The sequence below is a fragment of the Vibrio ezurae NBRC 102218 genome (genome assembly GCF_000467185.1).
GTDB lineage: Bacteria > Pseudomonadota > Gammaproteobacteria > Enterobacterales > Vibrionaceae > Vibrio > Vibrio ezurae.
Genome location: NZ_BATM01000046.1, coordinates 1 through 12,438, shown reverse-complemented (window position 1 = coordinate 12,438; position 12,438 = coordinate 1). Strand labels below are relative to the sequence as shown.

8 protein-coding genes are annotated in these 12,438 nt (G+C 45.3%); all 8 read right to left on the bottom strand.

Annotation, left to right across the window (positions count from 1 at the left end; translation table 11 throughout):
- Window positions 1–182: 182 nt before the first annotated feature.
- Entirely contained in the window at window positions 183–4,391 is a 4,209-nt protein-coding gene (gene rpoC / locus VEZ01S_RS13865) for a DNA-directed RNA polymerase subunit beta' (RefSeq protein ID WP_021714679.1), read from the bottom strand.
- Between the two features lie 80 nt (window positions 4,392–4,471).
- A complete protein-coding gene (gene rpoB / locus VEZ01S_RS13860) occupies window positions 4,472–8,500 on the bottom strand; it encodes a DNA-directed RNA polymerase subunit beta (RefSeq protein WP_021714678.1) in 4,029 nt (1,342 codons plus the stop codon).
- Between the two features lie 231 nt (window positions 8,501–8,731).
- Complete coding sequence (gene rplL / locus VEZ01S_RS13855) at window positions 8,732–9,100, bottom strand: 50S ribosomal protein L7/L12 (protein WP_021714677.1); 369 nt, start codon at window positions 9,098–9,100, stop codon at window positions 8,732–8,734.
- Window positions 9,101–9,157: 57 nt separating this feature from the next.
- A complete protein-coding gene (gene rplJ / locus VEZ01S_RS13850) occupies window positions 9,158–9,652 on the bottom strand; it encodes a 50S ribosomal protein L10 (protein ID WP_021714676.1) in 495 nt (164 codons plus the stop codon).
- 275 nt (window positions 9,653–9,927) lie between these two features.
- Window positions 9,928–10,632: a 50S ribosomal protein L1 gene (gene rplA / locus VEZ01S_RS13845; RefSeq protein WP_021714675.1), complete on the bottom strand. Its 705-nt coding sequence runs from the start codon at window positions 10,630–10,632 to the stop codon at window positions 9,928–9,930.
- Window positions 10,633–10,636: 4 nt separating this feature from the next.
- The gene (gene rplK, locus VEZ01S_RS13840) at window positions 10,637–11,065 is read right to left on the bottom strand and encodes a 50S ribosomal protein L11 (protein WP_021714674.1); all 429 of its coding nucleotides are present in this window, start codon (window positions 11,063–11,065) and stop codon (window positions 10,637–10,639) included.
- Between the two features lie 141 nt (window positions 11,066–11,206).
- Complete coding sequence (gene nusG / locus VEZ01S_RS13835) at window positions 11,207–11,755, bottom strand: transcription termination/antitermination protein NusG (RefSeq protein ID WP_021714673.1); 549 nt, start codon at window positions 11,753–11,755, stop codon at window positions 11,207–11,209.
- Window positions 11,756–11,766: 11 nt separating this feature from the next.
- On the bottom strand, window positions 11,767–12,144 hold the full coding sequence (secE, locus tag VEZ01S_RS13830) for a preprotein translocase subunit SecE (RefSeq protein ID WP_021714672.1): 378 nt from the start codon (window positions 12,142–12,144) through the stop codon (window positions 11,767–11,769).
- Between the last annotated feature and the right edge of the window lie 294 nt (window positions 12,145–12,438).

The window sequence follows — 12,438 nt, the reverse complement described above, 5'->3', positions numbered from 1 at the left end:
AAGGCAGGATTGTTCGATAAGTCGTTATTCTACAATCAAACATTCTAACGCGGTTATCGAGTATTTTAACACGCGAGAATGACCCATTATTTAGTACGACTGGTATCACTACAGCTTCTGAATTTCAGGCATTAAAAAAGGCACCCTAAGGTGCCTTTTTGCTATTCACTAGAAAGCCTTGATTACTCGTCAGAGAAACCTGCGTTCAATAGTGCAGCTAGGTTATCCGTTGCTTGTTCAGCAGATGGACCCGCTTGATCTTCACGCTTAGCTTGACGATCTTGGTGGTAAGCAAAACCCGTACCCGCTGGGATCAGACGACCCACGATTACGTTTTCTTTCAGACCACGTAGCTCATCACGCTTACCAGAAACCGCAGCTTCTGTTAGTACGCGAGTTGTCTCCTGGAACGATGCCGCAGAGATGAACGACTCAGTTGCTAGAGATGCTTTAGTGATACCTAGTAGCTCACGCTCAAAGCCAGCTGGCTCTTTGCCTTCTGCTTCTAGGGCACGGTTAGCAATCTTAACTTGTGAGTATTCCACTTGCTCGCCAGGTAGGAACTCAGAGTCACCAGTGTGCGTAATAGTACACTTACGTAGCATTTGACGAACGATAGTCTCAATGTGCTTATCGTTAATCTTAACGCCTTGTAGACGGTAAACTTCTTGTACTTCGTTAACGATGTACTGAGTCATAGCATGAATACCACGTAAACGTAGGATGTCATGTGGAGTCTCAGGACCATCAGCGATTACGTCACCACGTTCAACCTTCTCACCTTCGAATACGTTAAGCTGACGATGCTTAGGAATCATCTCTTCGTAAGTGTCTCCACCTTCACGAGTGATTACTAGGCGACGTTTGCCTTTCGTTTCTTTACCAAATGACACAGTACCTGTGTGCTCAGCAAGAATCGCAGGCTCTTTCGGCTTACGTGCTTCGAATAGGTCGGCTACGCGTGGTAGACCACCGGTGATATCTTTGTTTCCGCCAGATTTCTGAGGAATACGTGCAAGAGTGTCACCAACGCCAACTTCAGCGCCATCTTCGATGTTTACAATCGCTTTACCCGGTAGGAAGTATTGAGCTGGCATATCAGTACCAGGGATCATTACATCGTTACCTTTGTCATCAACAAGTTTGATAGCTGGACGCATGTCTTTACCTGCAGCAGGACGTGCTGCAGCATCAGTTACTTCACTTGAAGATAGACCAGTAAGGTCATCAGTGTGACGAGCAACTGTTACGCCATCAATCATATCAACGTACTGGATGCGACCTGCCACTTCAGTGATGATTGGCAGTGTATGCGCTTCCCAGTTAGCAACTACGTATCCAGACTCTAATGTAGCAGACTCGATATCGCTTTCTTTGATGTTAAGAACTGTACCGTAAGGCAGTTTGTGTTTCTCTTTCGTACGACCTAACGCATCAACGATGGTTAGTTCAGACGCACGAGAAGTCACAACTAGTTTGCCTTCTTTGTTCACAACGAACTTAACGTTATGAAGGAAAGGAGTACCGTCGTTCTTAGTTTGAATGCTGTTCTCAGCAGCCGCTGTCGAAGCAGCACCACCGATGTGGAACGTACGCATTGTAAGCTGTGTACCAGGTTCACCGATAGATTGAGCAGCGATAACACCAACTGCCTCACCTTGGTTCACTAGGTGACCACGTGCTAGGTCACGACCGTAACACAATGCACAACAACCAAAGTCAGCGTCACAAGTAACTACAGAGCGAACTTTCATTCGGTCTACAGAGTTCTCGTCCATTACCTGACACCACTTCTCATCAATTAGAGTATTACGTGGGATCAGTACTTCTTCAGTACCTGGTTTCAGAACGTCTTCAGCAACAACACGACCTAGAGCCAATTCAGAAAGTGGAACTTTAACGTCACCACCCTCGATATGAGGCATCATTTCAACACCTTCATGGGTGCCACAATCGTGTTCGTGAACTACCACGTCCTGTGCAACGTCTACTAGACGACGCGTTAGGTAACCGGAGTTCGCTGTTTTCAGTGCTGTATCCGCAAGACCCTTACGAGCACCGTGCGTTGAGATAAAGTACTGAAGTACGTTTAGACCTTCTTTAAAGTTCGCTGTGATTGGCGTCTCGATGATTGAACCATCTGGACGAGCCATCAGACCACGCATACCGGCTAGCTGACGAATCTGCGCTGCAGAACCACGAGCACCGGAGTCGGCCATCATGTAGATGCTGTTGAAAGACTCTTGTTGTTCTTCTTCACCATCACGGTTAATCACAGTTTCTGAAGATAGGTTATCCATCATTGCTTTCGCAACACGGTCGTTGGTAGACGCCCAGATATCGATAACTTTGTTGTAACGCTCACCCGCAGTTACCAAACCAGATTGGTATTGCTCTTGGATTTCGCGTACTTCTTCTTCAGCTGACTCAATCTCATCGTACTTAGCTTGAGGAACCACCATGTCATCGATACCAACAGATACGCCAGATAGTGCAGCGTATGCAAAACCTGTGTACATGATTTGGTCAGCGAAGACTACAGTGTCTTTCAGGCCAAGGTTACGGTAAGCCTCATCAAGAAGTTTAGAAATCTGTTTCTTACCTAGTTTTTGGTTTACTAGTTCAAACGGTAGGCCCGCAGGAACGATCTGCCAAAGCATTGCACGACCAACAGTCGTATCAAATAGCTTAGTTTCGGTAGTCAGATTACCTTCATCATCTTTGATGGTTTCAGTAAGACGAACTTTAACACGTGCGTGCAGTTCAGCGGTCTTAGTGCGGTATGCCTTTTCAGCCTCTTCAGGGCCAGCAAGGTACATGCCTTCACCTTTCACGTTGATCTTGTCACGTGTCATGTAGTAAAGACCCAATACAACGTCCTGAGAAGGTACGATGATAGGATCACCTGACGCTGGCGACAGAATGTTGTTTGTCGACATCATCAGTGTACGTGCTTCTAGCTGAGCTTCCAGAGTTAGAGGTACGTGTACCGCCATCTGGTCACCATCGAAGTCGGCGTTATATGCCGCACACACTAGTGGGTGAAGCTGAATCGCTTTACCTTCGATTAGTACAGGTTCGAACGCTTGGATACCTAGACGGTGAAGTGTAGGTGCACGGTTCAATAGTACTGGGTGTTCACGAATAACTTCGTCTAGGATATCCCAAACAACTGCTTCTTCGCGCTCTACCATTTTCTTAGCCGCTTTGATCGTTGTCGCTAGACCACGAAGCTCAAGCTTGCTGTAGATGAATGGTTTGAATAGCTCAAGTGCCATCTTCTTAGGAAGACCACATTGGTGCAGACGAAGGTATGGACCTACTGTGATTACAGAACGGCCAGAGTAGTCTACACGCTTACCAAGCAAGTTCTGACGGAAACGACCTTGTTTACCCTTGATCATATCAGCAAGAGATTTAAGAGGACGTTTGTTAGAACCTGTGATAGCACGACCGCGACGACCGTTATCTAGAAGGGCATCAACAGACTCTTGCAGCATACGTTTTTCGTTACGTACGATGATGTCCGGATCTGATAGCTCTAGTAGACGCTTCAAACGGTTGTTACGGTTGATAACACGACGGTATAGGTCGTTCAGATCTGAAGTCGCAAAACGACCGCCATCTAGTGGAACTAGTGGACGTAGATCTGGTGGAAGTACTGGAAGTACAGTTAGAATCATCCATTCTGGGTTGTTACCCGAAGAAACAAATGCTTCAACTAGCTTCAAGCGCTTCGTAACTTTTTTACGCTTAGTTTCAGAGTTAGTCGTTTCTAGCTCTTCGCGCATTAGTTCAGCTTCTTGCACAAGATCCATGGTAGAAAGCAGATCTTTGATCGCTTCTGCACCCATCTTAGCAGTGAACTCGTCACCCCACTCTTCTAGCTTGTCTAGATACTCTTCTTCAGTAAGCATCTGACCTTTTTCTAGATCTGTCATACCCGGTTCTGTTACTACGTACATTTCGAAGTAAAGAACACGTTCGATATCACGCAGTGGGATATCCATTAGTAGACCGATACGAGACGGTAGTGATTTTAGGAACCAAATATGAGCTACAGGCGACGCCAGCTCGATGTGGCCCATGCGGTCACGACGAACTTTAGTTTGTGTAACTTCTACGCCACACTTCTCACAGATAACACCGCGGTGCTTCAGACGCTTGTATTTGCCACATAGACATTCGTAATCTTTGACTGGGCCAAAAATACGCGCACAGAACAAACCATCACGTTCAGGCTTGAACGTACGATAGTTGATCGTCTCTGGCTTTTTCACTTCACCAAAAGACCATGAACGAATCATGTCCGGTGAAGAAAGACCGATTTTGATAGCATCAAATTCTTCAGTCTTGTGTTGTGCTTTAAGAAAGTTTAGTAAATCTTTCACTGTCAGCTCCTGCAAGGAGTTAAAAGGCGCTCGAGGAGCGCCCTCTTACCAAGTAATCACTTTTCTTTATAAGAAAAGAATTACTCTTCGTCTTCTAGCTCGATGTTAATACCTAGCGAGCGGATTTCTTTCAACAATACGTTGAATGATTCCGGCATGCCTGGTTCCATCGAGTGGTTACCATCTACGATGTTTTTATACATCTTAGTACGGCCATTCACGTCATCCGACTTAACGGTTAGCATTTCTTGTAGAGTGTAAGCAGCACCGTATGCTTCTAGTGCCCATACTTCCATCTCACCGAAACGCTGACCACCGAACTGAGCTTTACCACCAAGTGGTTGCTGAGTTACTAGGCTGTAAGAGCCAGTAGAACGTGCGTGCATCTTGTCATCAACCAAGTGGTTCAGTTTCAGCATGTACATGTAACCGACAGTTACAGGACGCTCAAACGCATCACCGGTACGACCATCAAACAAGGTAAGCTGACCAGATTCTGGTAGATCGCCTAGTTTCAGTAGTTTCTTGATGTTCTTCTCAGAAGCACCGTCGAATACTGGAGTCGCAATTGGTAGACCGCCACGTAGGTTCTTCACTAGCGTACGAACTTGATCGTCCGATAGTTCAGCAATATCTACGTTTTGACGAGTATCACCAAGATCATAAACCTTCTGTAAGAACTCACGGAACTTAGCCAGTTCCTGCTGCTCTTTAACCATTTGGTTGATCTTGTCACCGATACCTTTAGCCGCTAGACCCAAGTGAACTTCAAGGATCTGACCGATGTTCATACGTGATGGTACACCCAGTGGGTTCAGAACGATATCGACCGGTTGACCTTTCTCATCGTAAGGCATGTCTTCAACAGGGTTGATCTTAGAGATTACACCCTTGTTACCGTGACGACCCGCCATCTTGTCACCAGGCTGGATACGACGTCTAACCGCTAGGTAAACTTTAACGATCTTAAGAACGCCAGGTGCTAGATCATCACCTTGAGTGATCTTACGACGCTTAGTTTCAAATTTCTTATCGAAATCAGCTTTTAGCTCGTCGTATTGCTCTGCAAGTTGCTCAAGTTGAGATTGCAGTGCGTCATCTTCAAGATTTAGTTCTAACCACTGTTTGCGGTTAATAGTGTCCAGTTTCGCTTCTGAGTAACCACCAGCGATCAATACAGCGCGAACACGGTTTAGAAGGCCACCCTCAAGAATCTGGAATTCTTCAGTAAGGTCTTTCTTCGCTTCTTTAAGCTGCATTTGCTCAATTTCTAGAGCACGCTTGTCTTTCTCTACGCCATCGCGAGTGAAGACTTGAACGTCAATGATGGTACCTGAAACAGAGTTAGGTACACGCAGTGAAGTATCTTTAACGTCAGATGCTTTTTCACCGAAGATTGCACGTAGTAGTTTCTCTTCAGGAGTTAGCTGTGTTTCACCCTTAGGCGTCACTTTACCAACTAGGATGTCGCCACCCTTAACTTCAGCACCAATGTAAACGATACCTGACTCATCTAGTTTAGATAGAGCAGCTTCACCTACGTTTGGAATATCAGCAGTGATTTCTTCAGAACCAAGCTTAGTATCACGCGCCACACAAGACAGTTCTTGGATGTGGATAGTAGTAAAGCGATCTTCTTGTACTACACGCTCAGAAACTAGGATTGAATCCTCAAAGTTATAACCATTCCAAGGCATGAATGCGATACGCATGTTTTGGCCAAGAGCCAATTCGCCAAGGTCGGTAGAAGGACCATCTGCTAGAACGTCACCTTTCGCTACTGGTTCGCCAGGTAGCACGGTTGGACGTTGGTTAATACAAGTGTTCTGGTTAGAACGCGTGTATTTAGTTAGGTTGTAGATATCGATGCCGGCTTCGCCAGGAACCAATTCATTTTCATTAACCTTAACTACGATACGTGATGCGTCTACAGACTGAACCATACCGCCACGTTTCGCTACCGCTGTAACACCAGAGTCAACCGCAATGTTGCGTTCAACACCAGTACCTACTAGAGGCTTATCAGCCTTAAGTGTAGGAACTGCCTGACGTTGCATGTTCGCACCCATCAATGCACGGTTTGCATCATCGTGCTCTAGGAATGGGATTAGCGATGCAGCGATAGATACTACCTGGTTCGTCGCGACATCCATGTAACTCACGTTTTCACGTGGGTGCAGACCTGATTCACCCTTCAAGCGGGCTGTGATCAGTTCGTCAGCAAATAGGTTGTCTTCAGTCAGTACGGTGTTCGCCTGAGCGATAACGTATTGACCTTCTTCGATAGCAGATAGGTAATCAACATCTTCGGTTACTACACCGTCAACAACGCGACGGTAAGGGGTTTCTAGGAAACCAAACTCATTACAACGTGCGTAAGCAGATAGTGAGTTAATTAGACCGATGTTTGGACCTTCAGGAGTTTCGATCGGACATAGACGACCGTAGTGCGTAACGTGAACGTCACGAACCTCAAAGCCAGCACGCTCACGAGTTAGACCACCAGGACCTAACGCTGAGATACGACGTTTGTGAGTAACTTCTGAAAGCGGGTTGTTCTGATCCATAAACTGAGACAACTGTGAAGAGCCAAAGAACTCTTTCACTGCCGCAGAAATTGGCTTAGCGTTGATTAGGTCTTGAGGCATGATTGCATCAAGGTCACCAAGGCTTAAACGTTCTTTAACAGCACGCTCAACACGAACAAGACCAACACGGAATTGGTTTTCTGCCATTTCGCCTACAGAGCGAATACGACGGTTACCAAGGTGGTCAATATCATCAACTTCGCCTTTACCATTACGGATAGAGATGAGTTTCTTCATCACTTCAATGATATCGGTTTCGTCAAGGATACCTTGCTCACCAGCGTCTTCACGCATGATAGAGCTGTTGAACTTCATACGGCCTACCGTTGATAGGTCGTAACGTTCTTCAGAGAAGAACAAGCTTGCGAATAAAGATTCAGCTGCTTCTTTCGTTGGTGGCTCGCCAGGGCGCATCATGCGGTAGATTTCTACCAATGCAGATAGACGGTCAGTTGTACTATCACTACGAAGTGTATCTGACATGAATGGACCGTGATCTAGGTCGTTCGTGAACAGAACTTCAAGTTTAGAGTGACCCGCTTGCGCTAGGTTAGCTAGGCTTTCTAGGCTGAACTCTTGGTTCGGGCCTACAACGATTTCGCCAGTGTTCTCGTCAATGTAGTCTTTAGAAGCTACTTTACCAACGATGTACTCAACAGGTACTTCGATGTACTCAACGCCATCTTTTTCAAGATTGCGGATATGACGAGCTGTAACACGGCGGCCAGCTTCAATGTAAGTTTTACCATTTGCTTCAATATCAAAAGAAGCAGTTTCGCCACGCAGACGCTCTGGTACCAACTCCATCATTAGAGTTTGGTTTTGAACTTCAAAACGTACTTTTTCGAAGAACAGATCTAGGATCTCTTCAGTCGATTTACCCAATGCACGTAGGATAATAGACGCAGGAAGTTTACGACGACGGTCGATACGGACAAACAGGTTATCTTTTGGATCGAACTCAAAGTCTAACCATGAACCACGGTAAGGAATAACGCGTGCGTTATATAGAACTTTACCAGAAGAGTGAGTCTTACCCTTATCGCTGTCGAAGAATACACCAGGGCTTCTGTGAAGCTGGGATACGATAACCCTCTCGGTACCATTGATCACGAAGGTACCATTGTCAGTCATGAGTGGAATCTCACCCATGTAGACTTCTTGTTCTTTAATATCTTTTACAGTACCAGCTGGTGCGTCTTTGTCGAAGACAACTAGACGCAGCTTAACGCGCAGCGGTTTTGAATAAGTGACACCTCGGATTTGACATTCTTTAACATCAAATACTGGTTCACCAAGACGGTAGCTAACGTATTGCAGCTCAGAATTGCCGTTGTAGCTCTGAATTGGAAAAACAGAACGAAAAGCAGCTTCTAGACCGTATTGTCCTTCAGGATCCTGTTCGATGAATTTATCGAAAGAATCAAGCTGGATCGATAGCAGGTATGGAACGTCCAATACTTGTGGACGAGTACCAAAATCCTTACGGATGCGCTTTTTCTCGGTATAAGAGTAAACCATGGGGTTCCTCAGCTCGCTGATAAGTGACCCAACTGTCGATTATTTGCACAAAATAAAAGACAGAGACTAACGACTGTTTAAAGTAACAATACTCAAAGGAAATAGAGTATTGGTTTTGCTCGGATTAAGGCGACGAAACAGTGAAAAAACGCCAGAACCCTACAGCGCAAAAAGGCCGGTGGTTAATAAACCACCAGCCATTAGCCATTCGGCTAAGAAATCAAGTAATAATTACTTAACTTCAACAGAAGCACCAGCTTCTTCTAGAGTAGCTTTAAGAGCTTCTGCTTCTTCTTTAGAAACAGCTTCTTTAAGCGGTGCAGGAGCACCATCAACTAGACCTTTAGCTTCTTTCAGGCCAAGACCTGTCGCGCCACGTACTGCTTTGATTACAGAAACTTTGTTTCCGCCAACTGCAGTTAGGATTACGTCAAATTCAGTTTGCTCTTCAGCAGCGTCGCCGCCAGCTGCGCCACCAGCAACTACTGCAGCTGCAGCAGATACGCCGAATTTTTCTTCCATAGCTTCGATAAGCTCAACAACTTGCATTACAGACATTTCTGCAACTGCGTCTAGGATTTGCTCGTTAGTAATAGACATAACAATTCTCTTTTAAGTCAACAATAAGTTTATTTTGCAACCAGTAAAAAGCAAGGCTTAAGCCGCTGCTTCTTCTTTTTGATCGCGTAGTGCAGCGATAGTACGTACCAGCTTGCCTGCAGAAGCTTCTTTCATGCACATCATTAGGCGTGCGATAGCTTCGTCGTAAGTTGGTAGAGTCGCTAATACATCTGCGTCAGTAACCGCGCCTTCAAATGCAGCAGCTTTGATCTCGAAATCTTTGTTCTCTTTAGCGAAGTCTTTGAAAAGACGCGCTGCAGCACCTGGGTGCTCATTAGAGAATGCAACTAGAGTAGGACCGGTAAAAGTGTCAGATAGACACTCGTAATCAGTACCTTCTACTGCACGGCGTGCTAGAGTGTTACGAACAACTCTCATGTAAACACCAGCTTCACGAGCTTGTTTACGTAGAGAAGTCATCGCGCCAACAGTAACGCCACGAGAATCAGCTACAACTGCAGAAAGTGCACCACTGGCAGCTTCGTTGACTTCAGCAACAATTGCTTTTTTGTCTTGAAGGTTTAAAGCCATTTTGGATTTACTCCTGGTTGTCGTTACACCACTCACCAAAATTGGTGAGAGTAAAAACGGTGCAGTCCCAGAAGAAAGGCAATCTTTTGCAAGTTTGCTTTCTGTCAGTTCGGGCACCATCTACGTAGGTTTACTATTAAGTTACATCACCAATAAATAGCCTGTAACGCCTACGGTCTTGGACGGAGACTTACTCTTACATCGAAATGTTTGAGTTAGCCCCAACCACAAATATTAGGCGCGAGATTATACACTAATTTCGCGCCTAAGCAAGATTAGCTTGCTTGAGTGTTCAGGCTAGCCTGATCAACAGCAACACCAGCACCCATAGTAGTAGAGATGCTTACTTTCTTCAGGAAGGCACCCTTCGCTGAAGATGGCTTAGCTTTCTTAAGAGCAACAAGAAGTGCTTCTAAGTTCTCTTGAAGCTGAGATGCTTCGAAAGATGCTTTACCGATAGTAGTGTGGATGATGCCGTTTTTGTCGTTACGGTAACGAACCTGACCTGCTTTAGCGTTCTTAACCGCTTGAGCAACGTTAGGAGTTACAGTACCAACTTTAGGGTTTGGCATTAGACCGCGTGGACCTAGGATAGTACCTAGTTGACCAACAACGCGCATTGCATCTGGAGAAGCAACAACAACGTCAAAGTTCATTTCGCCCTTTTTAACTTGCTCAGCTAGGTCTTCCATACCAACGATGTCAGCACCAGCTTCTTTAGCAGCTTCTGCGTTTGCACCTTGAGTGAACACAGCAACGCGGATTTCACGACCAGTACCGTGAGGTAGTACAGTTGCACCACGTACGTTCTGATCTGATTTACGAGCGTCAATGCCAAGGTTAACAGCAACGTCAACACTTTCATTGAATTTAGCTGTTGCTAGTTCTTTAAGAAGAGCAACTGCTTCGTTGATTTCGTACTCTTTAGTAACGTCAACTTTTTCGCGAATAACGCGCATACGCTTAGTAAGTTTTGCCATTGTCTTAACCCTCTACCACTAGGCCCATTGAACGAGCAGTACCCGCGATAGAACGCTTCATCGCTTCGATGTCAGCGCCAGTCATGTCTGCAGCTTTAGTTTCTGCAATCTCTTGAACTTGAGCGTCAGTTACAGTACCAACTTTCTCAGTGTTCGGACGACCAGAACCAGACTTGATGCCAGCTGCTTTAAGCAGAAGAACTGCAGCAGGTGGAGTCTTAGTTTCGAACGTGAAAGAACGGTCGTTGTATACAGAGATAACAACTGGGATTGGTAGACCTTTCTCAACAGATTCTGTTTTTGCGTTGAACGCTTTACAGAATTCCATGATGTTCACACCGTGTTGACCTAGAGCAGGACCAACCGGTGGCGACGGGTTTGCCATACCTGCTGCAACTTGCAGTTTGATATAAGCTTCAACTTTCTTAGCCATGATATTTCCTAATTTTGGGTAGTAACGCTGCCATTCGGCCAGCTCCCCGTTGTATTAAAACGCTTTACTTCACATAAAGAAGTAAAGAGGCGCGAATTATAGATACAATTCACGCCCCAAACAAGCCCTAAAGCCTATTTTTTAGTCAACTTTTTCAACTTGACCAAATTCGAGTTCTACTGGCGTCGCACGACCGAAAATCGATACCGACACTTTTAGGCGACTCTTCTCATAATCCACTTCTTCAACAGTACCGTTGAAGTCAGCAAAAGGACCGTCATTAACACGAACAACCTCACCCGCTTCGTACATAGTACGAGGACGAGGAGCTTCGCTAGCTTTCTCAAGACGGTTCAAGATAGCGTCAGCTTCTTTGTCTGTGATAGGTGCAGGTTTATCTGAAGTTCCACCAATAAAGCCCATAACGCGTGGAACGCTACGCACAAGGTGCCATGATTCATCGTTCATGATCATTTGAACAAGCACATAGCCTGGGAAGAATTTACGTTCGCTTTTACGACGCTGACCTGCACGCATTTCGACAACTTCTTCAGTTGGAACTAGTACATCGCCAAACAAGTCTTCCATATCATGCATTCGGATATGTTCACGAAGGGAAGTAGCTACGCGACCTTCAAAACCAGAAAAAGCCTGAACCACATACCAACGTTTCTTTGGTGCTTCACTCATGAATTAAACCCTCACACTCCAGTCGCTAGAGAAACAAGACGAACCATAATTCCGTCAATGCCCCAAAGCGCTAGAGCCGTAACAATACTTACAGCCAATACGATCAAAGTCGTTTGCATAGTTTCTTGGCGAGTTGGCCAAACAACCTTGCGGATCTCCATACGAGATTCGCGAGCAAAGACGATCGCTGTTTTACCTTTGGTGGTCGTAGCTGCCACACCAAGAGCGATTGCAATTAATGCAACAACACTCGCAGCGCGAATTACTACAGACATTTCACCATATATATGATTACCTACAACAGCAGCGGCTAGCAGAGCAAAAACGACAATCCACTTGAAGATGTCTGCTGCACTTGAGCTATCAGGAGTTTCTGCATTTGCTTTCATAAACTAACCTGTGACAAGTCTTACTATAGACGACAATAACCCCGCTGTTGCAGGGCATATTCATTAATGCTGTAAATCAGCACATTCCTTCAGAACTCTCTTTCCAATACGGGCTATAAAACCCCCAATAGAAATGAAAATTCTTAAAATCCTTCGCTTGTTTAATGACAATAAAAGCAATTTACCTTCCCATCATAAACAATAGCGCAGAAAAAGGGCATCAAATGATGCCCTTTTGTTTAGATTTCGTCAATTATTAATCGAAAATCTTAGCAACAACGCCAGCACCAACGG

Excerpts from the sequence above, each read along its gene's own strand:
- nusG (WP_021714673.1), bottom strand. The coding sequence starts at position 11,755 with ATGAGTGAAGCACCAAAGAAACGTTGGTATGTGGTTCAGGCTTTTTCT.
- rpoB (WP_021714678.1), bottom strand. The coding sequence starts at position 8,500 with ATGGTTTACTCTTATACCGAGAAAAAGCGCATCCGTAAGGATTTTGGT.
- rplA (WP_021714675.1), bottom strand. The coding sequence starts at position 10,632 with ATGGCAAAACTTACTAAGCGTATGCGCGTTATTCGCGAAAAAGTTGAC.
- rplL (WP_021714677.1), bottom strand. The coding sequence starts at position 9,100 with ATGTCTATTACTAACGAGCAAATCCTAGACGCAGTTGCAGAAATGTCT.
- rplJ (WP_021714676.1), bottom strand. The coding sequence starts at position 9,652 with ATGGCTTTAAACCTTCAAGACAAAAAAGCAATTGTTGCTGAAGTCAAC.
- secE (WP_021714672.1), bottom strand. The coding sequence starts at position 12,144 with ATGAAAGCAAATGCAGAAACTCCTGATAGCTCAAGTGCAGCAGACATC.
- rplK (WP_021714674.1), bottom strand. The coding sequence starts at position 11,065 with ATGGCTAAGAAAGTTGAAGCTTATATCAAACTGCAAGTTGCAGCAGGT.